The organism is Paenibacillus sp. alder61 (genome assembly GCF_020179875.1).
In the GTDB taxonomy this organism is placed as follows: Bacteria; Bacillota; Bacilli; order Paenibacillales; family Paenibacillaceae; genus Fontibacillus; species Fontibacillus faecis.
Map to the genome: position 1 here is coordinate 255558 of NZ_JAIUDG010000003.1, position 24949 is coordinate 280506.

The 24949-nt window shown below is 54.8% G+C and carries 18 protein-coding genes and 1 tRNA gene; 3 read left to right on the forward strand and 16 right to left on the reverse strand.

Features of this window, described 5'->3' with window-relative positions; all coding sequences use genetic code 11:
- Positions 1–153: 153 nt before the first annotated feature.
- The 14 genes from LBW89_RS04670 to LBW89_RS04735 all read right to left on the reverse strand — a co-directional run bounded on the left by LBW89_RS04670 (position 154) and on the right by LBW89_RS04735 (position 18797).
- Positions 154–510 (reverse strand): hypothetical protein, encoded by a 357-nt coding sequence (locus LBW89_RS04670; RefSeq protein ID WP_148454715.1) that lies wholly within the window; start codon positions 508–510, stop codon positions 154–156.
- Between the two features lie 240 nt (positions 511–750).
- Positions 751–2040: a phosphopyruvate hydratase gene (gene eno, locus LBW89_RS04675; protein ID WP_148454713.1), complete on the reverse strand. Its 1290-nt coding sequence runs from the start codon at positions 2038–2040 to the stop codon at positions 751–753.
- A 66-nt stretch (positions 2041–2106) separates the two neighbouring features.
- Positions 2107–3654 (reverse strand): 2,3-bisphosphoglycerate-independent phosphoglycerate mutase, encoded by a 1548-nt coding sequence (gene gpmI, locus LBW89_RS04680; protein ID WP_148454711.1) that lies wholly within the window; start codon positions 3652–3654, stop codon positions 2107–2109.
- Between the two features lies 1 nt (position 3655).
- On the reverse strand, positions 3656–4408 hold the full coding sequence (gene tpiA, locus LBW89_RS04685) for a triose-phosphate isomerase (protein ID WP_148454709.1): 753 nt from the start codon (positions 4406–4408) through the stop codon (positions 3656–3658).
- A 45-nt stretch (positions 4409–4453) separates the two neighbouring features.
- Complete coding sequence (locus tag LBW89_RS04690; protein WP_148454707.1) at positions 4454–5635, reverse strand: phosphoglycerate kinase; 1182 nt, start codon at positions 5633–5635, stop codon at positions 4454–4456.
- A 238-nt stretch (positions 5636–5873) separates the two neighbouring features.
- Positions 5874–6884, reverse strand: a complete 1011-nt coding sequence (gene gap, locus LBW89_RS04695; protein WP_148454705.1) for a type I glyceraldehyde-3-phosphate dehydrogenase — start codon at positions 6882–6884, stop codon at positions 5874–5876.
- Positions 6885–6972: 88 nt separating this feature from the next.
- Positions 6973–8037 carry a sugar-binding transcriptional regulator gene (locus LBW89_RS04700; RefSeq protein WP_148454703.1) on the reverse strand — a complete coding sequence of 355 codons (1065 nt, stop codon included), beginning with the start codon at positions 8035–8037 and terminating at the stop codon, positions 6973–6975.
- A gap of 367 nt (positions 8038–8404) precedes the next feature.
- On the reverse strand, positions 8405–10111 hold the full coding sequence (locus tag LBW89_RS04705) for an ABC transporter substrate-binding protein (protein ID WP_148454701.1): 1707 nt from the start codon (positions 10109–10111) through the stop codon (positions 8405–8407).
- A gap of 50 nt (positions 10112–10161) precedes the next feature.
- Positions 10162–11100: a carbohydrate ABC transporter permease gene (locus LBW89_RS04710; RefSeq protein WP_148454699.1), complete on the reverse strand. Its 939-nt coding sequence runs from the start codon at positions 11098–11100 to the stop codon at positions 10162–10164.
- A gap of 17 nt (positions 11101–11117) precedes the next feature.
- Complete coding sequence (locus LBW89_RS04715; protein WP_148454697.1) at positions 11118–12077, reverse strand: ABC transporter permease; 960 nt, start codon at positions 12075–12077, stop codon at positions 11118–11120.
- A gap of 219 nt (positions 12078–12296) precedes the next feature.
- Positions 12297–14240, reverse strand: coding sequence for a glycosyl hydrolase (locus LBW89_RS04720; protein WP_225038643.1), 1944 nt, complete (start codon positions 14238–14240; stop codon positions 12297–12299).
- Positions 14241–14415: 175 nt separating this feature from the next.
- A complete protein-coding gene (locus LBW89_RS04725) occupies positions 14416–15963 on the reverse strand; it encodes a response regulator transcription factor (protein ID WP_225038644.1) in 1548 nt (515 codons plus the stop codon).
- Positions 15941–17743 carry a sensor histidine kinase gene (locus tag LBW89_RS04730; protein ID WP_225038645.1) on the reverse strand — a complete coding sequence of 601 codons (1803 nt, stop codon included), beginning with the start codon at positions 17741–17743 and terminating at the stop codon, positions 15941–15943. Before LBW89_RS04730 ends, LBW89_RS04725 begins: the two co-directional genes overlap by 23 nt.
- Positions 17744–17831: 88 nt before the next feature.
- The gene (locus LBW89_RS04735; RefSeq protein WP_213508419.1) at positions 17832–18797 is read right to left on the reverse strand and encodes a glycosyl hydrolase; all 966 of its coding nucleotides are present in this window, start codon (positions 18795–18797) and stop codon (positions 17832–17834) included.
- A 362-nt stretch (positions 18798–19159) separates the two neighbouring features.
- On the opposite strand from LBW89_RS04735, the gene LBW89_RS04740 reads away from it, so the two are divergent.
- From LBW89_RS04740 to ade, 3 genes are all read left to right on the forward strand, one after another.
- A tRNA-Arg gene (locus tag LBW89_RS04740) sits at positions 19160–19234 on the forward strand.
- Between the two features lie 293 nt (positions 19235–19527).
- Positions 19528–20124 carry an ATP-dependent Clp endopeptidase proteolytic subunit ClpP gene (gene clpP, locus LBW89_RS04745; protein WP_148454687.1) on the forward strand — a complete coding sequence of 199 codons (597 nt, stop codon included), beginning with the start codon at positions 19528–19530 and terminating at the stop codon, positions 20122–20124.
- 133 nt (positions 20125–20257) lie between these two features.
- Positions 20258–22057 carry an adenine deaminase gene (gene ade, locus LBW89_RS04750; protein ID WP_225038646.1) on the forward strand — a complete coding sequence of 600 codons (1800 nt, stop codon included), beginning with the start codon at positions 20258–20260 and terminating at the stop codon, positions 22055–22057.
- A gap of 410 nt (positions 22058–22467) precedes the next feature.
- On the opposite strand, the gene LBW89_RS04755 is transcribed toward ade, so the two are convergent.
- Positions 22468–23568, reverse strand: coding sequence for a PdaC/SigV domain-containing protein (locus LBW89_RS04755; RefSeq protein WP_225038647.1), 1101 nt, complete (start codon positions 23566–23568; stop codon positions 22468–22470).
- 142 nt (positions 23569–23710) lie between these two features.
- The gene (locus LBW89_RS04760; protein ID WP_225038648.1) at positions 23711–24943 is read right to left on the reverse strand and encodes a glycosyl transferase; all 1233 of its coding nucleotides are present in this window, start codon (positions 24941–24943) and stop codon (positions 23711–23713) included.
- Positions 24944–24949: the final 6 nt, after the last annotated feature.

Here is a 24949-nt window from a genome sequence, read left to right on the forward strand (position 1 = left end):
AAAACGGAGTTGACCGCCGGCAAATTTGCTCGAGTTTTTCCGCCCCGAAGCCTAATTGGCACAAATCAGGAGAAATAGCGGCCAATTAGGCCGCTATTTTCGGCGGGGAGCCCGAGAAATCGACTGGGCGACGAGACGGCCCCAGTCCATTCCTCATTTCCGTACCAACTTCACGTACGCCGTCTCCGCGTCCTTCTCTACCTTAACCGCGATCGCATCGTTACTGGAATGGCCGCTAATTTCAAAAAACTCGGTCCCGGCCGGATAGGCGTTAGACCAGGTCGACCTGCCGGAGGCCGAGAAGTTCTCGTCATCCGAGAAACGCTCCACCTCGCCCAGCTTCTTCCCGATTTCCGCCGCGGACACGCTTTCCTCCGTAACGCGATAACTGTCCCCCTGCCACCGGACGAAGGAATATGCCCAGTCCCCACTGCCTGTAGCGGCCCGATCGGAGCAACCCGCGACAAAGCATGAGAACAAAACCATCACCGCCAAAAACAGGCGTCCCAAAATTCCCACCCCGCTTCCAAAAGTAAAAGTCTAAATTTTTTACCATTGTACCCTGCATTGACTTGGGATGGTACATGCGAAAGTAGGAGATTAGTTAGTGGAGAAAAGTGTTTTATCGGCGGGTTAGGAGAACGGGCGGCGTGACTAGTAGGGGGGCGGAAATGGGCGGGAAGGCTTAGAAGCAGAAGACACAAAAAAAGACCCGCCAGCTTCATGCTGGCAGGTCTCTCTTACGCTCGATTAAGAATGCTTCAGGTTGTAGAAGGATTTCAAGCCGTTGTATTGAGCCAGTTCGCCCAATTGATCTTCGATGCGGAGCAATTGGTTGTACTTCGCAATACGGTCGGTACGGGAAGGCGCACCGGTTTTGATTTGGCCGGCATTGGTAGCAACCGCGATGTCAGCGATGGTGCTGTCTTCGGATTCACCGGAACGGTGGGATACTACCGCAGTGTAACCTGCGCGTTTAGCCATTTCGATTGCGTCGAACGTTTCAGTCAACGTACCGATTTGGTTTACTTTGATCAGGATCGAGTTGCCGATGCCGTCTTTGATGCCTTTTTCAAGACGCTCGGTGTTGGTTACGAACAAGTCGTCGCCCACGAGCTGGATCTTGCTGCCCAGTTTCTCGGTGAGCAATTTCCAACCTTCCCAGTCGTCTTCGGAGCAACCGTCTTCGATCGTGATGATCGGATATTTGTCGACCCAAGAAGCGAGCAGGTCTACGAACTCAGCCGGAGTGAAGGATTTTCCTTCGCCTTCCAGGTGGTATTTGCCGTCTTTGAAGAACTCGGTGGAAGCGACGTCCATCCCCAGGAATACGTCAACGCCTGGTTTGTAGCCGGCTTTCTCGATAGCTTCCATGATCGAGGACAAAGCGTCTTCGTTGGAAGTGAAGTTCGGAGCGAAGCCGCCTTCGTCGCCAACCGCGGTGTTCAGGCCTTTAGCCTTAAGTACGGATTTCAGGTTGTGGAAGATTTCAGCGCCTGTGCGGAGAGCTTCCTTGAAGGTAGGAGCGCCAACCGGCAGAACCATGAACTCTTGCACGTCAACGTTGTTGTCGGCATGTGCGCCGCCGTTGACGATGTTCATCATTGGAACCGGCAGTTGTTTGGCGTTGAATCCGCCGAGGTACACGTACAGCGGCAGGTCCAAAGCGTCAGCAGCCGCGCGGGCTACGGCCATGGAAACGGCCAGGATGGCGTTAGCGCCAAGTTTGCCTTTGTTTGGCGTGCCGTCCAAAGCGATCATCAGTTTGTCGATGCCCAGTTGGTCCAGGGCGTCCATCCCGATTACTTCAGGAGCGATGATTTCGTTTACGTTCTCAACGGCTTTCAGAACGCCTTTGCCGAGGTAACGGGATTTGTCGTCGTCGCGAAGCTCAACCGCCTCGTGAGCGCCTGTGGAAGCGCCGGAAGGAACGATCGCGCGTCCGATCGCGCCGGATTCCAGGTATACTTCAACTTCTACTGTCGGGTTACCGCGGGAGTCGAGGACTTCGCGAGCGTATACGTCAGAGATAATTGTCATGTGTATAGTCTCCTTTAATGTTCGATTTTTGTGGGTATGTCTTCCATTACTCAATATATCAAAAACCTATGCCTTGCGGCCAGCGATCATCGATTGTCCGGTCATTTCCGGCGGCTGCGGCAGCCCCATCAGATCGAGGAGCGTCGGCGCCACGTCGGCCAAAATGCCGCTTTCGCGGAGAATCAAGTTCTCGTCGGTGACGATAAACGGAACCGGGTTGGTCGTGTGCGCGGTAAACGGACGGCCGTTCTCGTCGAACACCATGTCCGCGTTGCCGTGGTCGGCGATGATCACGACGACCCCGCCTTTGGCCTTGACGGCGTCGACCACTTTGCCTACGCACTCGTCGGTCACTTCGACCGCCTTCTTCGTCGGCTCCAGCATGCCGGAGTGTCCGACCATGTCCGGATTGGCGAAGTTCAGGATAATGGCGTCATGCTTGTCGGCTTCAATTTCCTTCACGCAAGCTTCGGCCACTTCATAAGCGCTCATCTCCGGCTTCAGGTCATACGTCGCCACTTTAGGCGAGTTGATCAGGACGCGGGTTTCGCCCGGAAGCTCAACGTCGCGACCGCCGCTGAAAAAGAAGGTGACGTGCGGATACTTTTCCGTCTCCGCGATGCGAAGCTGCTTCTTGCCGTGCTGCACGAGCACTTCGCCAAACGTGTTGTCGAGATCCTTCGGCTTGTAAGCGACATAGCCTTCCACCGTTTCCGCAAACAGCGTCAAGCACACAAAGTGCAGATCCTTAGGGAATTTCGGTCCGCGGTCAAAACCTTGGAAGTCTTTGTTCGTGAACACGTTCGACAGCTGAATCGCCCGGTCGGGACGGAAGTTCAGGAATACGACGGAATCGCCGCTTTCCACCAGCGCGATCGGCTGGTCATGTCCGTCTACGATAACAGTCGGCATGACGAACTCGTCGAACACCGATTTCTCGTACGATTCCGTTACCGCGGTGATCGGGTCGGTGTATCTCGGACCTTCGCCATAAACCATGGCCCGGTACGATTTCTCGACGCGATCCCAGCGTTTGTCGCGGTCCATCGCATAGTAACGGCCTTGAACCGTCGCGATTTTACCGACGCCGACTTCTTCGATCTTGGCGATCAGGCGCTCGATAAAGCCCTTCGCGCTGTCCGGCGCCACGTCCCGGCCATCCAGGAAAGCGTGGATATACACTTCCTGCATATCTTCTTTCTTGGCAAGGTCGAGCATCGCGAACATATGGTCGATGTGGCTGTGCACGCCGCCGTCGGAAAGAAGCCCGTACAGGTGCAGTTTCTTGCCTTTGGACTTGGCGCTGCGAACCGCGTTCACCAGCGTTTCGTTCTGGAAGAACTCGCCCTCGCGAATCGATTTGGAGATCCGGGTCAGGTCCTGATAAACGATCCGTCCGGCGCCGATGTTCAAGTGTCCTACTTCGGAGTTCCCCATTTGGCCTTCCGGCAAGCCCACCGCTTCGCCGCAAGCCGTCAGGGTCGTATTCGGATACTGCTTCAGATAGCGGTCATAATTCGGCTTGTTCGCTTGTGCGACCGCGTTGCCTTCCACCGTGTTCCGAAGTCCGAAGCCGTCCATGATAATCAATGCTACAGGTTTTGGAGTGGCCATCTTACTTTGCCCCCTCAACCAATTGGATATAAGAAGCCGGCTGCAGACTGGCACCGCCCACAAGAGCGCCGTCGATGTCGCTTTGGCCCATATATTCTTTCACGTTTTCCGGTTTCACGCTGCCGCCGTACTGAATACGGATTTTATCGGCCACTTCCGCGCTGTACAGGTCTTTCACCAAGCTGCGGATGTAAGCGATAACTTCGTTGGCATCCTGCGAAGTCGAGGATTTGCCGGTGCCGATCGCCCAGATCGGTTCATATGCAATGACGACCTGTGCGGCTTGCTCCGCGGACAATCCTTTCAGCGCCGCTTCGGTTTGCACCTTCACGACCGCTTTCGTTTGTCCCGCTTCGCGTTCTTCCAGCTTCTCGCCAACGCACGGAATCGGTGTCAAACCGTGCTTGAATGCGGCATGTACTTTTTTGTTGACAATTTCGTCGGTTTCGCCAAAATAAGCGCGGCGCTCGGAATGCCCGATAATGACATAGTCCACGCCCAGTTCTTTCAGCATTCCGCCGCTGATTTCCCCGGTGAATGCTCCTTCGTCTTCAAAATGCAGGTTTTGGGCGCCGATTTTGATCGACGTGCCTTTGGCGGCTTCCACCAAGGCCGGAAGATTGGTGAATGGAGCGCAAATGACGCTCTCCACGCCCGCTACTTCCGCTTTCCCTTTCACTGCTTCAAAGAAAGCTTTTGCTTCGGAAACCGTTTTGAACATCTTCCAGTTTCCGGCGATGATCGGTGTTCTCATGCAGTTCACTCCTTCCGTACCCGAAGGTAGCTCGTTCATACTTTCTTATTTATCGTTCAGAGCCACGACGCCCGGAAGCGCTTTGCCTTCCATAAATTCGAGGGATGCGCCGCCGCCGGTGGAGATGTGGTCCATTTTGTCGGCCAGCTTGAATTTCTCGGCCGCAGCCGCGGAATCACCGCCGCCGATGATGGTGTAGCCCTGGGTTGTGGCGCAAGCTTCAGCCACTTCTTTGGTACCGTTCGCGAAAATATCGATTTCGAACACGCCCATCGGTCCGTTCCAAACGACCAGCTTGGAGTTCTTGATGATTTCGGCATATTTCGCGCGGGTTTTCGGTCCGATGTCCACGCCTTCCCAGTCGGCCGGGATGCTGTCGATGTCGGCCACTCTGTGGTTTGCATTGGCGCTGAAGTCATCAGCGATCACAACGTCAACCGGAAGCACGAAGTTCTTGCCCAGCTTTTTCGCTTTTTCGATAAAACCGAGAGCGACGTCAAGCTTGCTATCGTCCAACAGCGATTGACCGATTTCATAGCCTTGAGCCTTGAAGAAGGTATAAGTCAATCCGCCGCCGATCAACACGTTGTCCGCAATGTTAAGCAGGTTGTCGATAACGTCGATTTTGTCTTTGACCTTGGAACCGCCGATGATGGCCGTAAAAGGACGGTCCGGATTCGACAGCGCTTTGCCGAGAACGGAAAGTTCCTTCTCCATCAACAAACCGGATACCGCAGGCAAGTAGTGCGCGATGCCTTCCGTGGAAGCATGAGCGCGGTGAGCGGCGCCGAAAGCGTCGTTCACGAACAGATCGGCCAGTTCCGCGAATTGTTTGGCCAGTTCCGGATCATTCTTTTCTTCGCCCGGATAGAAACGGACGTTTTCAAGCACGAGCACGTCGCCATTGTTCATAGCGGCTACTTTCGCTTTTACGGCATCGCCGATCGCTTCATCGGCCTTGGCCACTTCCTTGCCAAGCAGTTCGCCGAGGCGTTTCGCAGGAAGCGTCAAACGCATATCCTCGTTCACTTGGCCTTTCGGACGGCCCAGGTGGCTTGCCAAAATCACTTTCGCGCCGTTTTCGATCAGATACTTGATCGTCGGCAGCGTTTCGCGAATCCGGGTATCGTCGGTAATTTGGCCGTCTTGCATCGGCACATTGAAATCCACGCGGACAAACACGCGTTTGCCGGTTACTTCCACATCACGTACACTTTTCTTGTTCATCTCCACGTTCCTCCTAATAGGTAAGCGCGGCGCTTTGATGCACTCGGCACAGTCAGTCGCGCTGCGCACTTCCGGCTATACTACTTCGACTCTTGATTTCTCTCCTAAGCGGTATTGCTTCTCTATATATTCTATAAAAGGTGTGTGTGAATGTCGGTAAAACAAAAATTCATGAACCAAAGAGGAGTCCCTTACACAGGTTGCTCCTCTTTGGCGTGATTATCAAAGAAATCGGGAATTACTTAACTTTTTTTGCGAAGTATTCCAAAGTACGAACCAATTGAGCGGTGTAGGACATTTCGTTGTCGTACCAAGCAACGGTTTTAACCAGTTGTTTGTCGCCGACGGTCAATACTTTAGTTTGCGTAGCGTCGAACAGGGAACCGAAAGTCATGCCCTTGATGTCCGAAGATACGATTTCGTCTTCGGTGTAGCCGTAAGTTTCTGGATCGGAAGCCGCCTTCATAGCTTCGTTAACTTCAGCTGCGGTTACTTTCTTCTCAAGAACTGTAACGAGCTCAGTCAAGGAACCAGTCGGTACAGGCACGCGTTGTGCAGCTCCGTCCAGTTTGCCTTGCAGTTCCGGAATAACCAGACCGATCGCTTTAGCGGCACCCGTTGTGTTAGGGATGATGTTCTCAGCAGCTGCACGAGCGCGACGGAAATCGCCTTTCGCATGAGGAGCATCCAGCGTGTTTTGGTCGCCGGTGTAAGCATGGATCGTAGTCATCAAGCCTTCAACGATGCCGAATTTGTCTTGAAGGACTTTAGCCATAGGAGCCAAGCAGTTAGTAGTACAAGAAGCACCGGAAATAACGGTTTCCGTACCGTCAAGGATTTCATGGTTTACGTTGTAAACGACCGTTTTCATGTCGCCGGTAGCTGGTGCGGAGATAACGACTTTCTTCGCTCCGCCTTTCAGGTGTAGCTCGGCTTTTTCTTTCGTTGTGAAGAAGCCTGTGCACTCCAGAACGATGTCTACGCCCAACTCGCCCCAAGGAAGTTCTTCAGGGTTGCGGTTTGCCAGTACTTTAACTTCTTTGCCGTTGACTTTGAAGAAGCCGTCATGCACTTCAACTTCGCCGTCGAATTTGCCTTGAGTCGTGTCATATTTCAACAAATGAGCCAACATTTTAGCGTCTGTCAGGTCATTGATTGCTACTACTTCGATGCCTTCCACGTTTTGAATACGGCGGAAAGCCAGGCGTCCGATACGTCCAAAACCGTTAATACCAACTTTTACACTCATGAATAGATCCTCCCAGTGTTCTTTTTTTTATTATTCAAGACGGGTGAAGTACCCGTCATGAGTAAACAGGTTCAGCAATTCGCTTGGTTTATAGTTCCGTGTTCTTGTTCAAACTCTTGACTCGCTCGAGTTCCTTCACGATATCCTCGGCCGCGGCTTCGTCCGTGACAAGGATATCCTCCTGTCCGAACAGCAGTACCGCCAGGATCGCCTTCGCTTTGCTTCTGCCGCCCGCGATGCCGATGACCGTTTCGGTCCGTCGGATATCTTCCAGGCGGAGACCCAGGGTCAGCATTTTGTGAACAACGACGCCATCCTCATTAAAATAGTAACCGAATGATTCCGCGAGCGCGCCCTCGTTCTGCAGTTCCTGTACCATCGACTCCTCCAGCTTGCGGCGCCGCGCCATCTCCATAGCATCTCCGATGCCATGAACCACGATCCGCGCTTTGCGGATCATCTCCACGATGTCCTGGATGTTCGGGTCGCCCACCAGCGATTCATACGCTTCCTTGCCGAGCAAATCGGGCACATGCAGCAGACGGTAGCCCGCTCCGACCCGTTTGGCCATGCCGGAAGCAATGGTGTTCGCCTGGATTTCCAGGCTTTCCCCCAGTCCGCCCCGCGCCGGTACGAACCAGCTCTGCTTGAGCGACAAGCCCGTCGGGGGACTCAATTGCTCCGCGACTTCGGCAATCGTAGTGCCTCCGGTCACCGCAACAACGTCCTCGCTGCGCATAACGCCGAGCAGCGCTTTGGCTCCCGCTCGGCCAAGCTCTTTCTTGGTCAGCGGGGAGGCTTCGCTGTCGCCGGGAACAATCACCACTTTGCGAAGTCCGAAGGCTTCTCGGATTCTTTCTTCCAACTCGGACAATCCGAAGATTTCCTTCACTACCGGCTCCAGATCCTCCAGCAGTTTTCTGCCCGAATCACTGATTCTCATGCCTATATTCTCGATTTCAATCAGGCCCTGAGCCTTCAGGAGATCCGTCTCGGCCCGCAACACTCGTTCCGTCATGTTCAGGGACACCGCAAGCGTTCTGCGGCCGACCACATCCGACAACAAGATCTGGTGAAGAATGGTGTACCTTTTCTTGAGAATTTCCATGAGATCAGGAAGAAGCTGCTTTTGCATTTCTAAAATAGTTCGCATGCTTTCCACTCCTGCAAGCTTCGTCTTCTCTCTCCTTCTCCTTGGCCTTAAAATGTCCCGGGTTAACTTTTTAAGTCCCACTAATATTTTAACCAATTTCTTCATCGGTTGCAAGCCTGACGTCCGTATAATTGACAATCTTCCACCCGCTTATTCATCGGGCCGTACGGACAAAAAAAATCTCCTTTCGACGGTAATAGACTTTTGATCTATTCTCTGCAAAAGGAGACTATGTTCTACATATTTCTTAAGCCGATGACTTCGGCGGCGAGACGCTAAAAAAGGGAGGGGTGCTCATCCCCCTCCCCCCTCATTAAACCTATTCCAGGGGAATGAATCAAGTAATGCCTCTAATATTAGTTAGATACTATTTGCTTTCACCGTTCCACAGCTTAACTCTGTCTTTGACGAATTGGCCGTAAGCCTCTTCCATCTCTTCCACACCGGCCTTTTCCAATTCCGCCATATAATCGTCCCAGATTTTGTCGAACTGTTCCGGTTTGGCCATAATCGCTTCCGGAATCCGCTTCCACGTAACATCCTTCATTTTCGCACCCAGAATATTGGCTATATTGTCGCTAGGCAGGGCGATGTTGTAAGCGGCCCCCGCTTTTCTTTCCGGGAATTCCTCCTCTTTCGGGAACAGATCCCGCCAATGTTCGATCTTGTAGGCCGCCAGCGCTTCCTTCTCCGGTTCGCTGTAAGTAGCGGCCAATAACTCGTTGTTGTTCTTGGTGAAGTAATTCCCGGTGGAGTCCTTGATCCCGTCTCCGTAGTGGACCGTAAGGTTCCAATACAGCCCGAGCCCGGATTCCTTCAAATAAGTGTTGCCCTCCTTGTCCATTTTTTGCTGGACTTCCGGGGGTACGATTCTTTTGCCGTCTTTAACGATGTAGTCCGTTCCTTCAATACCCCAATTTATAAGAATTTGCCCTTCTTCCGAGGCCAAGTAATCCAGAAACTTGATCGCCTTGACAGGGTCCTTGCACTTGCTGGAAATCGCTATTCCGTAGCCGCCATCAAAGCCGGCCGGCCAGAAGCTGGTATCCTTGTACTCCTTGGACATCGTAACCGGATAGTGGCCGTAGGTCTGGTCGAATTTCCCGGCCGACTTCAGAGCCTGCTGCGCCTCGCCATAGTCCCATGCCGGATCGATCAGACCGAGCACCCGGCCGGAAGCGACCTTGGCTTTAAACTGGTCCGTCTTCTGCACAAAACTCTCCTTATCCAGCAGTCCGATATCATTCATGTGATTAAGCCAGCGGAAATACTCCCGTTCCTCCGGGCGGCGGAAATGGTAAGTCACGTCAAAGGTCTCCTGGTCGACGAAGTATTCGCCGTCATCCGGCGCGCCTGTCGTAAAGAAGCCCATATTCGTCACCTGATACATATGCCAATCATCCGCATTGAGCGTTAATCCGATATTTTTGTTGCCGTTCTCATCCGTCGGATGTTTGGCCAAATAATCCTTAATGACCTTCTCGTAATCCTGGACCGTGCGGATTTCCGGGTAACCCGCTTCTTTGACGACCCGGTGCTGCAATTGGAACCCGTAATCGGGTTTGAGCTTTCGCTCGTCGACCGCGGACCAGGTCGGAATCGCATAGATCGCCGGGTCCTCCAGACTGTATTTGGCGCGGACCATTTTGTCGCCCAACATTTTTTTGATGTTCGGGGCATGCTCCTCGATCAAATCGGTCAGGTCCAGAACCGCGCCGACGTCAACCAATTTGCCCAGGTCCGCCTTCGCGGCGATCAGATCCGGAACCTCTCCGGTCGCCGCCATGATCGATACCTTTTGCACGGGATCGCCTACGGCAAATTCGGCATCCAGAGTGACACCGGTTTTTTCCGTAATGACCTTCCCGATCCGGTCCTGCATGTTGTTCCAGTTGGAGCTTGCGTCTTCGGAAAAATAGGTCAGCGTAACCGGCCCCGCTCCGGACCCGCTGCCGGCCGGGTTGGCCCCATGGCCTTCACCTGATTTGGAGCCCCCGCTGCAGCCGACGAGTTGGCCTAACAAGAGCGCGGCTGCCAGTAAAGAAACGGCCGTCCGTTTGGAATGCATCTTCATAGTCGCTTCCACTTCCTTTTTCAATAATTAGGTTTGAACAAGTCTTTGACTCAGCTTTTCACAGCGCCTAGCGTCATCCCTTTGACGAAGTATTTCTGCAAAAACGGGTACACGATGAGAATCGGAACGGTTGCGACAATCGTGATCGCCATTTTCACGGAATCCGGCGACACCTGGGCCATCAGTTGGTTCATATTGTCGCCCCTGACGTTGTTGGCGTTCGTCGTGGTGCTTTGCAGCACTTTCATCAGTTCATACTGCAGCGTGGTCAGACTATCGTTGGAACCGTTGAACAGGTAAGTATCGAACCAGGAGTTCCACTGCCCGACCGCCAGAAACAAGGCGACCGTAGCCAACGCGGGCTTGCAGAGCGGAAGGATGACCCGCCAGTAAATCGTAAAGTCGTTCGCCCCGTCCAGTTTGGCCGATTCTTGAAGCGCGTAAGGAATCCCGTCGATGAACGACCGGATGACGAAAATATTGAAGGCGCTTACGAGTCCGGGCAGAATATAGACGGCGAACGTATTGATCAGGTCCAGGTTTCGGATCAGGATGAACCCCGGGATCAGGCCTCCGGACACGTACATCGTGATCGCCAGAAATACCGATACAAACCGTCTCCCTTGAAAATCCCTCCGGGCCAGCGTATAGGCGACCATCGAACCGCTGACCAGACCCGCCAGCGTACCGACAACCGTCCGAAGCACCGAAATTTTAAATCCGGTAATCAGTCCGGTATAGCTGAAGATCAACTTGTAATTTTCCAGTGTGAATTCCCGCGGGAATATCGTAATTCCGCCCCGGACGGTATCTACGGAATCGTTAAAAGAAATAGCTAGTACATTCAGAAACGGGTATAGGGTAACGATTGTAATCACCGCGATCAGCACATATACCACCGCGTCGAAAATCCAATCCTGAAGGGGCCTCGCGGCCCGCTTCGACCCTTTGGCACGGATTTCGGCAATAGAGGAACCGGCTGTTTCCATGTCAGATGTCCTCCTTATCACATGATGCTTTCATTGGCGAATTTCTTGAACATGCCGTTTGCGACAAACAGCAATACCACACTGATCACGGAGTTAAAAATATTGATGGCGGTTCCGAAAGAATAGCGCCCCATGGACAAGCCGTAATTCAGCGCGTATAGATCAAGCACCTCGGAATAATCGCTCACCATATGATTGCCGAGCAGGAACTGCTTCTCGAACCCGATTCCGATCAAGTGGCCGATCGACATGATCAGCAGGACGATGATCGTCGAACGAATGCCCGGCAGCGTGATATGCCAGATTTGCTTCAACCGGCTTGCGCCATCCACCCGGGCCGCCTCGTATAATTCCGGCCCGATGCCGGAGATGGCCGCCAAATAAATAATGGCGTTCCAGCCCGTTTCCTTCCAGACGTCCGCCCCGGTCACAATCCCCCAAAACAGGTGGCCATTGGACATAAACGGGATGGGCTCGTCGATGATATGAAGACCCAGCAGCAACGAGTTAACGACACCGCCATCGGTTGACAGCATTTTGGTGACGATCCCCGCCGCCACGACCCAGGATACGAAGTGCGGGAGATACGACACCGTTTGCACAAAACGCTTGAAAAACTGAATCCGCACCTCGTTAAGCAGCAAGGCGAAGAACACCGGGAACACGAAGCCCGCCACCAGTCCCATAAAGCTCATGGCCAGCGTGTTTCTAAGCACCAGGTAGAAGTGATCGTCCCGAAACAACATTTGAAAATGCTCCAGTCCGACCCATTTTTGCTCCAGAAAACCCTTGCCGGGCTTATAATTCTGAAAGGCCATCGTCCAGCCCCATAGCGGCAAATATTGAAATACGAACACCCAGAGGACAAAAGGAATCGACATCAGATACAGGTACTTCTGGTTTTTGAACACCTTCCATCTCTGTGTCTTTTTCATGGGCCCCATATCGGTTCGGCCTCTTGCTGTTATCGCTTTCATCTATTGGTTTCCCCCCTCTCAGCAATCATCATAAAGCAAACGCCCGCCTGGCGACATAACGCGGATTCCGCATAAATTCATCCTAAAATTTACGATTCTTTCAGAAATAATCATTGATTTGCAAAAGAAAAAATCGAAGTCCCCTGACGATCATCTCACGCTCATGACGTCGTCAGGGGAATCCGTTCCTAACTATAACCGGCCGGGCAAACCGCCGCTTTAGCCGGGATTTTTCGTAGTGGACGCCACGTACGTCAGCTTTACATAATCTATACTCACCCCGCCCCCGAGAGGCTGGATATCAATAATGTTCTCGCCCTTCCGAAGGGTCATTTGTCCCAGGGCGGCATTCTTCCACATCTTTGTTCCTGTAAATGTGTAATTCAATGCCGGGCGGTTGTTCACCATGACTTTGCCCTTCTTTTGACCGTTGTCCGCCTTATAGCGAACCGTAAGCGTGTAAGTTCCGGGCGCAGCGTTCGCCTTGATCCGCAGCTTTCCGCTCGTTCCATCCCGCACGGTGGCGAATTCGCTCGCGTAACTATCCCGTTTATCCAAAGCCAGCCCGATCGGTACGCCATGCTCCGCTTGATACGTAAGGCTGGAGTACAAATCCGCCGGAAGCTCATCGAGCGTCAGGATGTAGTCGTGGTGATATATTTTTTTCAAATGTTCCAAGGTATTTGTCTTCCCGTCCCGGATATGTTCGCCGGTCCATGTGCTGAAAAAATTCCAGTCGGCGCCGTAAACCCGCAGTAAATCGGGATCCGGAATGGGGCCGTTCTCCGCCAGGGCCACGATCTTCTTCTGGTTCGACAAAGCAAGAAGATTATCGTATTTCGCGATGTTCGGGTGGTAGTCGCCTGCGGGGTTGTAAATATCGACGCTTACGATATCCACGACTTCGTTGCCAGGGTACCATTCCTCCTTCTCGGAGTTCCATACCCAAATCAAATTGTTCAGCTTATGATGATGGGTCAACCGCTCATACATCAGCCTGTACAGCTGCTTCGCCGGCTCCGGGCCCTTCGCCCCCCACCAGAACCAGCCGCCTTCCGCCTCGTGCAGCGGTCTCCATAGCACCGGTACGTTATGATCCTGCAGGCGCTTCAACTGAACTGCGATCGCGTCAATGTCCCGGATGAGGAGCCTGTAGTCCTCCGAGTCGGGATGTTGGAGCGCGTACGCCACATCAAAAGTCGTAAACTCGGTATAAAATCCCCGCCACCATTCACGGCCGGGTTCCTCGTTTCCTATCCCCTTCGGCGCATTCCAGTGCCAGCACAAAGACACAATGCCTCCGCGTTCATACCATTGAATCATCTTCTCGATTTCGGTGGAGGCGGCGCCCTTTTCGACGCGGGAAGGCGAGTAATCCATCAAGTCCCCGGATAAAATCGCCGGGGATTTGCCGGTCTGCTGCCGGATCCACTCCGCATCCTCCAGCGTATGCTGCCCGGAAATGATCTTCCGCCCATACTGGTTCAGCATGTAGTTCATCAGCGCTCTGGCTTCGGGCGTCGCGTCCGGATTGGTCAGAATATCGGTGGCTTTCTTAGGGCCCGGTACGGGGGGATCCGCCGGTTCGAGCTTGATATGTTCAATGCCGTAGTAACCCCATCCCCGCAAAATGGTAACGGTGTTGCTTCCGGCGTTCAGCATGACTTTGGTGATCGTTTTTTCGGCCCGGACCGTGCCTGCAGGCGGCGTATCGAGCGTCAGCTCCCCGGCTCCCGCGCCATTGACCCGGATGGCTGTCACCTTGTCGCCGTTTCCTTGGGGAAGATAATACCCCACGCTCAGTTTATACAGGCCCGCCTCGGGGACATTTACCATAAATGTGGCGCTGCCAATCGGCTTGGCAGCGTTTGCAACCTCCTCGAAAAAAAAGGAAATATAGCCTTCGCCGTCATACAACGTATCTTTCGCTTCCGGGACGCGCCCCCGCTTCTCGATTCCATACCCCTCCAACACCGCATCCTTATAAGAAACGGTTATGGCCTTCGTCGGTTTGGCGAAAGTCTTCCCGGCCGAGGAATCGGCTGTTGCCGAACCGGCGGTATACCCCATCGACCCCAACAAGAACAACAAGATCACGCCAATAATAAAGCTCGTTTTCCTCCGTTTCGCAGCCCGTGCAAAAGGTTTTTGCATTCTACTCATCTTCTGGATTTCCCCTCTCTTACACTTGTATGATTGGCACCGCTTTCACTTCTTTCGTGATTTCCCTCCCTTAGCGCTTCAAGCATAAGGTATCTCGGAACCCGGAGCCCATCCCGCGAATTCCGCCGGTTTTCATTCCAAAATCCGCATTCATTTCAGAAACCTCCGGCGATTTTCAAAAATGGCGGTTCTTTTGATAAGACGATGGCGACTGACCCACCAGCTTTTTAAATTTGTGATGAAAATAGTTCACGTTGGCATAGCCGACCTTCTCGGCCACTTCGTACACCTTCATGCCCTGCGCCAGCAGTTGTTTCGCTTTTTCGATCCGAACCCTGTCCAGGTAGCTGTTGAAATATTCCCCCGTCTCGCTCTTAAAAAGCTGGCCCAGATAAGAGCTGCTGTAGTTGAACACTTCCGATAGCGTCTCCAGCTTCAGGTTTTCGTTGTAATGCCGGTCGATATAGTCGAGCATTCGCCTGATTTCGTTGTCCCGGCTGGTGTAATCGGCGCAATGGGCCAATTTCTCCAGCATGCCGGCCACATAGCCGACGAGCTCCCGGATCGTCCGCTGGCCGCCGATCCCCGACAAAAAGGGGGTCGGTCCTCCCGCCTCCCCGGCTTCCGCCCAAAGACGGGGAGGCACCTTGCGGGCCACTTCGTTCGCCAGATAAAAAAAGTGTTCGCGGATCTCCGCCTCCCCCGCTCCCTCGCCGACCATCCGCGCCGCGGCGTCGTCCAGAAGCGACTGGATCGCCTCCGGTTGACCCACGTCGACGGAAAAGGAGAGCCGAAAGGCCAACTCCTCTCGGTCCGGGAAATCCCCGCCTGTACCGATCGAAGCGTAACTGATCGGAACCTCCGGGGTAAGCAACCTCCCTCTGTCGTAGAAGAAGCTGCGATCCAGCAGCGTACGGGCGCTCTGAAACGACTCCGGAAGATCGCGCAGCGCATAAACCGGTTCACCTGCCGCAGCAGTCATCTCACCGCGCAGCTCTTCCGCCAGCAGGTGCGTTTCCCGGTAAAAGCGGGCCCGTTCGAAATCGCCCGCCGGCAAGCTTCCCAGAAGCAGGACAATATACGCAGCATAGGTTAGAACGACACTGCGGCCGTCCGACGCGTAGGCCTTGTTTAGCCGCTCCCGGAAGCGGCCGATCCGGTCATCCTCCTCCGACCGGATCCCCGGAAATCCCAACAGGACAACCTGATATTTCGGCCAGTCAAGACCGAGCGAGCCTGATAAGATGCCGAGATCCCCGTCTTCCGCAGCAAGCGTGCCTGACAACAGAGAGTACACCAGCCATTCCCGGGTATACGTCTTCAGTTGCACCTGCTTATCCAGTTGTGCCGCGGCAAGCCGGGCGTGAAGCTTCTTGAGAAGGGACGCCATTTCCTCTTTGTTTACGGGTTTGAGCAAGTATCCCTCAACGCCGTATTGCAGCGCTCGGCGGGCATATTCAAAGTCGGCGTACCCGCTGAGGATGACCGCATGCACATCCCATCCCCGCTGACGAATCTCCTGCAGCAACTGTAATCCGTCCATCCCGGGCATGCGGATATCAACCACGATCAAATCGGGAACCTTTAGCTCAAGAGAACGAAGCGCTTCTTTTCCGCTGGCCGCGGTATCCGTTACTTCATAGCCCAGTTCCTTCCACGGGATCAGCGTTTGTAAGCCAAGGCGCTGCTTGGGCTCGTCATCAACAATCATCACGGAGAACATGCGATCCCCCCTCCTTAGGTATGCAAAATGTGATTCGGGTTCCCTTGCCCTCTTGACTTTCCATGGAAAGTCCCGAACTTTCGCCATAGGTCAGCCTTAGCCGGTCATGCACGTTACGCAGCCCGATCCGCTGTCCGGCTTCCTCCGGTTCCTGCAATTTCCTCTGTAAGCTCTCCAGCTTCTCCGGCGTAATTCCGGCCCCGTCGTCGGAAATTTCCACGAGCACTCCGCCGTCTTCGCTAGGGTTCATCCGTATCGCGATGGAGGTTGGGCCATCCTCCTTCTGGTCCAACCCGTGAACAATGGAGTTCTCCACCAAAGGCTGAATGATCAAGGGCAGGACTTCAACCTCCCCCAAACCCGGTCCGATTTCCAGCTTATATTGGAGCCGGTCCTCATAGCGGAATTTTTGCAGTTCCAAATAACAGCGAACCATATCGATCTCCTTGGAAAGCGGTATTTTTCCGTTGCCGACTTCCAAACTGCTGCGAATCAAGGCGCTGAGCTGCCAGATCGCCTGCGCGATTCCCTCCTCGCCCCGCAGATGTGCCTCCATCCGGATCGATTCCAGCGTATTGAACAGGAAATGGGGGTTGATCTGGCTGGCCAGCATTTTAAACTTGATCTCGCTCTGCCTTTGCTCCAGCATTCGTTTCTGCCGGTTGGTCTCCTCCACCTCCCCCATGAGTTGGCCAAGCCTGCCGACCAACGCGTTGAACCGGTGGGAAAGTTGGCCAATCTCATCCTTGCCGTCCAAATCCAGATAAGCATCCCAGGAACCTGTTCCGACTTTGGACATGTGCTTGCTTAAACGCAGCAGTCTCCGCGTGATAAGGGACGCCGAAGCCTGAACGAGCAGAACGGCGATGATGAGACAGCCTCCGATGACCAAAGCGGCCAGCCGAATCACGCCATTGACATCACGAAAGATGTCCGATTCGGCAAACACCGAAATCACTCGCAATCCGTTCCAACTGCTCGGCGGAATTAAACGGGCGATGACGACTTTGGACGCCTTCCCGTCCATCACCGCATCAAAGCTCCCTTCGCTTTGCGTCAGCATGCTGTGATCGGCGTGGACTTCGGCGAGATTCTTGCCGTACAGATTCGGCCGGTTGGCCGCGACGATCCGGTTGTGATCGTCGACGATCATGGTCAGAAACGGCTCCTGGGATAGGGTGGAGTCGAGCAGGGCGGTATTGACATTGATGACAAGCACGCTGTCCTCGCCGGGGGCGTCCAGGCTGATTTTTCGCACAAGACTGAGGTAGTATTTCTGATCCCGCTCATCCTGAATGAATCCCCAACCGGCCAGCCCTTTCTTATCCAGGGCCGCCTTGTACCATTCCGCCCGAGCCGTTTCGGCGCTCGGCTGCATGAATTCCCAGTTGTTCAGCATCGTCGGGTTAGGCGTATACAGCCGGATGGCGCTCACCTCCTCATACAGCCTTACGTAATCCCGGATATCCGTATATTGGCGGTAAGTCTGAATCACCTCGATATAGCTGTCGTAGCTGCGATTCACCACGGATTTCATCCGGCTGTCGTTGGACAGCTGATACGAGATATCCAGCGGAACCTTGATGACTTCCTCGGTCCGCTTCCGTACGCGTTCCACATTGTCCGCCGCCTGCTTGAAGGCATCCCTGACCATGATGTCGCGCAGTTTTCCGGTAAAAAACACCCCGCTGACCAGCAGCGGAATAACCGCCACCGTGATAAAGGTCAGTGACAATTTATTTCTCAGCTTGATGTCGTTGAATAATCTGACAAAATTCATGCCCCCGCCCCTTAAATTTCATGAATGCACAAACGGCCCCTTTTAAGACAAGGGGCTGTTTTAGGGTGAAGCCGGCTTTCTCGACGGATCAATACAGCTTGGGCAGCCGATCCAGTGTAACGGCATATTCGTGATGATATGCCCGGCGCAGTTCTTCCTTTGTCGTAAACAATTCCGTCTTGCCGAAATCGTTGGACCAGGTCATGAACCACAGCCACGGAATGCGCGATTCCGCGAGCGCGGGCACACTGGGGATGGAGCCGATTTCCCCGAGCGCCGCCAGTTTCTTCGTCGGCGTAATACGTGCCAGCTCCTCGTACTCTTTTCGAAGGTCGGTATGTTGATGGGCCGGCGGATACAAGTCCCTGGAGATAATATCCACCTTGTCGTCCCCGACATATCCTTCCGGCAGCGGCGAATTCCACACCCAGATCAGATTGTTCAGCCCATGGAAGCGAGTGTACCGATCAAACATGATCAGGTAGAGTTGTTTTGCCACCTCCGGGCCTTTGCTGCCCCACCAGAACCATTCCCCTTCCGCTTCGTGAAAAGGACGCCACAGGATCGGAATCCGTTTGTCGCGGAATTCCTTCAGGAGTTCCGCTATAACATCCATATCCGACAACAACGCCTTATGCTCGGCCGTCCCTTCCACAATCGCCCGTGAAGCATCAAAATCGGTATGTTCCGCATAGAAGCTCTTATCCTTCCCGCCGAGCGGAGAGAACCAATGCCAGGTAAACGTGAGCAGTCCTTTTTCACGGGTCACCCAATCCCAGGCGTTGTGCAGCGTATTTTCGTTCTCCCTGACCTCAAGCAGGCACTCCTCGCCGCTCAATTCGTAGTTAATGTTCGGGGAGTAACTTAAAAGTTCAAAACCGCAAAGGGCTGGAAGCTTTCCCGTCGCCTCTTGGATGTAACGCAATTCCTCCTGTGTTGTGGTTTGCGTGTGCTGACCCGTAATAATTCCATGGCCGGACAGCTCGCTCAAATAATTTAATAGCGCTTTCACTTCCTCGGTTGCGTTTGGATTGCAGGGAACCGCTTGAGACATGGCAAGTCCATCCTTCCTCGTATTTCGATTTTTGATCGCCAATAACACTGTTTTTGTTTTGTTATTTAATTTTGTTATTATTAACAAAACAAATATACCTTCAATGAAAGCGTTGGTCAAGAACCATATAATAAAAGCAAGCATAGTCAACCTAACAAAAAGTAAGGCTTCAGCCGCATTTGTTATCGAAATCTTTGATGTGAGGCTTGTTCGTTTGCCTCTCCCCTCCTCGTCGGTTTCCTAAGAGAACCGTAGAACAACCTATTTCCCTGGGGGGTTATTGGTATCTTTAAACAACTCAAAATTGAACTTGCAATCTTTAAATCAATGTCCTATAATAAGTTTTGTTGCTTTTCATATGTGCGCCCGTGGTCCAATGGATATGACGTAGGCCTCCGGAGCCTGAGATCGAGGTTCGATTCCTCGCGGGCGCGCCATTTACTTAATTAAGAAGTATTCCCGCCCTGAGTTTGGGCTTTTTTATTACCTAGAGTTTGACTTTCTTTGACTTTCTGTTTGAAATTGTTTATGATGAGGTTAATATTCATCGATTCCGTCAATTCTTGAATTGATTGAACCGATGGGCTCAAGACGAAGGCAGTGCGGAATTCGCGGTTTTTTAACGGACCGGATCCCCGTGCAAACGGGACTCGGCGGGCCCTGACGAGGCTTGAGTCGGCAATAGGTTGAATTTATTAAACTTGAACCATCAAATAAGGAGGTTTTATCGGTGAGTTATATTCCTATGGTCGTTGAACAAAGTAACCGCGGCGAACGCGCTTACGACATTTACTCGAGATTGTTGAAGGACCGCATCATTTTCCTGGGCTCCCAGGTGAATGACGTCGTCGCCAACTCCATTATTGCCCAGATGCTGTTTCTGGACGCGGAAGATCCGGGGAAAGACATCCATCTTTACATTAATAGCCCGGGCGGCTCCATCACAGCCGGTATGGCCATTTTCGATACGATGCAGTACATTAAGTCCGACGTTTCCACGATTTGCGTGGGCCTCGCGGCTTCCATGGGCGCTTTCCTGCTGAATGCCGGTGCGCCGGGCAAACGATACGCGCTGCCTAACAGCGAAATTATGATTCACCAGCCGCTTGGCGGTGCGGAAGGTCAGGCCACGGACATCGAAATCCGGGCCCGCCGCATTCTGAAAATGCGCGATAAGCTGAACAAAATTTTGGCCGAACGGACCGGGCAACCGCTGGAACGGATCGAAAAAGATACGGACCGCGACTACTTCATGAGCGCCGCCGAAGCCAAGGAATACGGCTTGATCGACCGTGTCATCGAGAAAGTGACCCCTCAGGGCGTATAATCCTATTTGCCATACACAAGACTGCCTCACGAGCTTTTATGCTCGGCGAGGCGGTCTTTTTCTTGCTTTTCCGCGAATTCGGTGGAAGAATAGGTACATACTTTTAGCAGTTACCCAGCAAGGAGTGAAGGGAATGAACACAGTCAAGAGAAGCAAGTTAACCGAAGTGAGCCGTCAGCTGGCCGAGGTGGCCGCGGGTGCCCGAAAAGCCGACCTGGTCGTGAAGAACGGAACCCTGGTCAACGTTTATACGGGGAAGCTCCAGGCGAACACGGACGTCGCGATCGCCTTCGGAAGAATCGCTTACGTCGGCGACGCCGCTCATACGATCGGCGAGCGGACGGCGGTCGTCGATGCGGCGGGACGGTTCATCGTTCCCGGGCTCCTGGACGGCCATATGCATGTCGAGAGCACGATGCTCTCGGTCACCGAATTCGCCAAGGCGGCCTTAGCCAAAGGGACGACGGGCGTGTTTATGGATCCGCATGAAATCGCCAACGTCTTCGGAGCGGAAGGCGTCCGCTGGATGCATGAGGAAGGCCAGGGTCTGCCCCTCAAGGTATATACGACCTTCCCGTCCTGCGTTCCGGCCACGGATCATTTGGAGGACGCCGGGGCGGGCCTGGATGTCGCCGATATTGAAGACGGGATGACCTGGGATGGCGTCGCCGGTCTAGGCGAGGTCATGAACTTCCCGGGCGTGGTATACGGCGATCCCAAAATGACCGGCGAGATCGCGGCCACGATCCGGGCCGGCAAGGCGGTCACCGGGCATTTTCCGAGCGAGGAGGAGCCGCTTCTCCAGGCTTATATCGCCGCCGGGGTGACCTCCTGCCACGAGACCGTCACGAAGGAGCAAGGGCTGCTCAAGCTGCAGTTGGGCATGCATCTGATGATCCGTGAAGGATCGGCCTGGCATGATGTGAAGGAAGTGATCAAGGTCGTGACCGAAGACCATGTCTACCCCGGCAACATCATGCTGGTCACGGACGACGTGTACCCGCAGACCCTGATCGAGAAGGGGCATATGAACCATGTCGTCCGCCGGGCCATCGAGGAGGGCGTCGATCCGGTGACCGCCATCCAGATGGGGACGATCAACACGGCGCGTTACTTCCGGGTCGACGGGGACGTCGGCGGCATCGCGCCGGGCAAATGCGCCGATCTGCTGCTGATCGGCAGCCTTGAGCGCATGGAACCGTCCACCGTCATTGCGGACGGTTCGGTGGTGTACGACGGCGGCCGGCTGCGGCTGGACTTTCCGGAATACGCGTATCCGGAAGCGGCCCGCCGGTCGGTGCACCTCGCGCGGCCGCTGGAAGCGCGGGATTTTGCGCTGCCGAGCGCGAAGCGCGGCGCGGCCGAGACCCGGGTCCAGGTGATCCGGGTCATCGAGAACAGCGCGCGCACGGCCCGGGCCGAGGCGCGCCTGGCCGTCGAAGACGGCTTCATCCGCCCCAGTCTGGAGCAGGATGTGCTCACGCTTGCCTGCGTTGACCGCCACCGCGGCAGCGGCGAGATCTCGCTGGCCTTCGCTCAAGGCTTCGGCCTGAAACGCGGCGCCGTCGCCTCGACCGTGGCGCACGACAGCCATAACCTCCTGGTCATGGGCGCCGACCCGGAGGATATGGCCTTTGCCGCCAATGAGCTCGCCCGCCTGGGCGGCGGCATGATCGCCGTTCTGGACGGCCAGGTGCTGGCGGCCGTTCCGATGGCGATCGCCGGACTAATGTCCGACCAGCCGCTCGAGGTCGTCGTCGAACAGGTCCAGGCGCTGGAGGAAGCCTGGCGGACGCTGGGCAGTCCGCTGAACGCGCCATTTATGACTTTTTCGCTGATCGCGCTGCCGGTCATCCCCGAATTGCGGATCACGAACCGCGGCTTGGCGGATGTGGAGCAGTTCAAGCTGATTCCCGTCGAAATCGCGGATTAAGAGGGCAAAGGCGGCGGCGTGGTGAACGGGGTCAAGTACCCGCAGCTTCTCCAGCCGTCCGCCGAGATAACGGCCTTTTGGGCCGTTATATCGACCCCAATTGCGTTTTCGTGAAAAATAGCGGCCAAAAAAGCCCTTATTTCACTGATACGGGCCCCAAAATCAGGTTGTGGCCCGCTTTTCCATAAAATAAGGCCCCAAATGACCGCTATTTCCCACCAAAGGCACAAATTCGACAAAATAACGCCGCAAATGGCCCTTATCCACCCGTCCGGCCCTTATGAACTTGCCTGGCTTCAAGGGGGGGAGGCTAGCCGCTGCCGGGATCGGCCCGTTCTTGTTCTTCTTCCACCGGCTCTTTCATAACAAAAAGCCTGCCAGCCGGCAGGCTTTTATTATGCGCATATACTTTATCTAATCCCCAGTTCCGGAAAGGAGAAATAGAACTCAGGGAAGCCGAACACATACGGCAAGTAGTCATAAAGTTGGAAAAAGATGACCACCCCGTTCTCCTTCAAATAAAAGTCGGGATTGTTCCCGATCGTTTCGAACCCGCCGAAATACCCCTCGGTCGCCTGAAGCTGCTTGGCGATCGCCGGATCGACGATGCTGCGGAAACCGGGGTTCGCCCGGAGGACTTCGTCCAGGGTCAGCAGCTTGCCGTCGCTCAGACGGAACGTCAGGCCTTCCCGGAAGCTGATCCCGTGGGCTCCCCCCGTATAGGCGTACGTCTGCTCCAGGATGCTCAGCAGCCCGCCCCGATTATAGGTCACGGTGTAGTTCCCCAAGTATTCGTAAGGGCTGCCGTTCGGCGACGGTTGATTCTCCTTCGCTTCCTTCAAGGAGGCTTGAACAAAGTTTTCCGCTCTCGACTGCAGCAGGGCGTTGATCTTCCTCTCCGCCTCCTTGCTGCGAAGCCCGCCGACCTGCGGATATTCCACTTTGATCGAGGCTTCCGGGATGTTCTTCTCGATCGTCCGCGTTTCAATCCGGATGTCGTTCAGACGGTGCGGTACCAGGTCCAGCGTCTTCCCCGCTTCCTTCCGGGAAGAAGTAAAGCCCAGATGATCGGTCAGCACTTTCACCGATACGTAGGGCTCCCCGTTTACCACCTTCCATTCATAAGGAAGCACCTGCGTACTGCCGTTCACGATCGCCTTGGCGCCCGTATCGGAGGGCTGAAGCGTGACGGTCACGTTTTGCTTTTTTAAGGTATACGTATTGGCGCCGGGGTCCTGTGTAACCTTCACTTTCAGCCCCTTGCGGATCAGTTCCAACGGGACCAGTACATCCTCACGCCCTTGCAGCCCCTGCTGCTTTAGGCTCTTTCCTTGCCGGGTAATCTTCACAGGCTGTCCTTCCTGGACAGCCGGCTGCTGTCCCTGCGGCAATCGGACGCCGATGGAGCGCCAGGCCGGGAGGGCCGAAGCATCCGGGGCTAATGGGCCGCACTGCGCAACCAAGACCAACGCCGCAATCAGGGTACCCGTGATTTTTGTAAACTTGTTCATTCGGTAAGCTCACCTCTTCTCGGAGTTACCCCAATTATTTCCCCGTATGGCGAAAAACATGCTTCTCCCTTCCCGGCCCGGAAACCTAGCGTTAACAAGCCCTTTTTATCAGCGGGGCAGCCGCTCCAAGAGGCTTCATCCATTACCCGAGCGCTTCCGTTACCGCGCTTTCTCCCGTTTCTGCCGTTTTTGCCGTTACCGCCCTCTCTTCCGTTACCGCCCTCTCTGCCCTTTTTGCCGTTTCGGAGTTCCCTCCTCCTTCTTCTTCTCTCTCCAAATCCGGTCCGGTCATCCTCTCCGCGCAAATCTCGTGGTACAAACACTCGGTCAGCAGATACGAGAGCGTCGATTCCGCGCCGCGGTTCTGGTTCGGCCCGCTCGGCGTCAAACCGTCGCAGCAGCTCCCTTCGGCGGGACCGGCGAGCGGCCGTCCGAGGTCATTCTCGCCGAGGAACCAGGCCCGGCAGCGGCGGACCAGCTCCGCGTCTTCGGATCGGCGTTCCACCCGGTACGCCTCGCGGGCGGCGAGCGCCAGCTTCATGACCTCCAGCGGCTGCTGGTCCCACTGGCTGGCGTGAGTCCGCGAGGCCCAGCCCCGGTTGCCTACGGGGCGAATCCAGCCTTCCGGCGCGGTCATTTTCTCCGCCAGGAAGTCTAGGGATTCCCGGGCCACCCGCCGGGTCGTTTCGCTTCCGCTAGCCGGGTAAGCCGCGAACAGCGCCCAAGGCAGCACTCCGTTGCCATAGGTGACCTCCGGTTCAAACCAGTGCCAATCGACCGTGGCCTCTCGGGAATAGGTGTCCAGCAGCAGGCGTTCCAGCCGGTTCACCTGTTCCCGGGCCTGGAGCTTCTTCAGGAATCCGGCACGGTCCATCTGCACCGGAGGCCGCTGTTCCGTCAAGAGCAGCGAGTAGGCGGCCAGTGAATAGGCCCATCCTCGCGGGTATTTCAGTTCGACCGTGCGCGGCGCCGCCCGAAGCAGTATCGCCTCGGCCGCCAGGCGCCGGGTATCGTCCCGCAGATACGCCCACGCGGCGGCAGCGGCCCAAAACGCCCGACCGTAGCAGTCATCGGAGGGCGTTTCCGGCTCGGGCCGACGATCGTAGGCTATATTGTTATGGAAGGTCCCGTCGTCCTTTTGCGCCCACAACAAAAATTCAAGGTAAATGTCGGCCAGCCTTAACCACGTGCCGTCGTTCTTCTCCCCGCCGAACCCGAGGCGGTGGATCGCCGAGCAGGCCCATAACGCCCGAGCGTTGTCATCGGTAGTATAGCCTTCCTTGCGACGGGGTACCACGCCCAAGGCATGTTCCAGCAGTCCCGTATCATCGGTCATCCTTTCCAAATGGCGGCAGCTGATCTCGATTGGATTCACAGCCGG

Excerpts from the sequence above, each read along its gene's own strand:
- eno (WP_148454713.1), bottom strand. The coding sequence starts at position 2,040 with ATGACAATTATCTCTGACGTATACGCTCGCGAAGTCCTCGACTCCCGC.
- gpmI (WP_148454711.1), bottom strand. The coding sequence starts at position 3,654 with ATGGCCACTCCAAAACCTGTAGCATTGATTATCATGGACGGCTTCGGA.
- tpiA (WP_148454709.1), bottom strand. The coding sequence starts at position 4,408 with ATGAGAACACCGATCATCGCCGGAAACTGGAAGATGTTCAAAACGGTT.
- LBW89_RS04690 (WP_148454707.1), bottom strand. The coding sequence starts at position 5,635 with ATGAACAAGAAAAGTGTACGTGATGTGGAAGTAACCGGCAAACGCGTG.
- gap (WP_148454705.1), bottom strand. The coding sequence starts at position 6,884 with ATGAGTGTAAAAGTTGGTATTAACGGTTTTGGACGTATCGGACGCCTG.
- LBW89_RS04700 (WP_148454703.1), bottom strand. The coding sequence starts at position 8,037 with ATGCGAACTATTTTAGAAATGCAAAAGCAGCTTCTTCCTGATCTCATG.
- LBW89_RS04705 (WP_148454701.1), bottom strand. The coding sequence starts at position 10,111 with ATGAAGATGCATTCCAAACGGACGGCCGTTTCTTTACTGGCAGCCGCG.
- LBW89_RS04710 (WP_148454699.1), bottom strand. The coding sequence starts at position 11,100 with ATGGAAACAGCCGGTTCCTCTATTGCCGAAATCCGTGCCAAAGGGTCG.
- LBW89_RS04715 (WP_148454697.1), bottom strand. The coding sequence starts at position 12,077 with ATGAAAGCGATAACAGCAAGAGGCCGAACCGATATGGGGCCCATGAAA.
- LBW89_RS04720 (WP_225038643.1), bottom strand. The coding sequence starts at position 14,240 with ATGAGTAGAATGCAAAAACCTTTTGCACGGGCTGCGAAACGGAGGAAA.
- LBW89_RS04725 (WP_225038644.1), bottom strand. The coding sequence starts at position 15,963 with ATGTTCTCCGTGATGATTGTTGATGACGAGCCCAAGCAGCGCCTTGGC.
- LBW89_RS04730 (WP_225038645.1), bottom strand. The coding sequence starts at position 17,743 with ATGAATTTTGTCAGATTATTCAACGACATCAAGCTGAGAAATAAATTG.
- LBW89_RS04735 (WP_213508419.1), bottom strand. The coding sequence starts at position 18,797 with ATGTCTCAAGCGGTTCCCTGCAATCCAAACGCAACCGAGGAAGTGAAA.
- ade (WP_225038646.1), top strand. The coding sequence starts at position 20,258 with ATGAACACAGTCAAGAGAAGCAAGTTAACCGAAGTGAGCCGTCAGCTG.
- LBW89_RS04755 (WP_225038647.1), bottom strand. The coding sequence starts at position 23,568 with ATGAACAAGTTTACAAAAATCACGGGTACCCTGATTGCGGCGTTGGTC.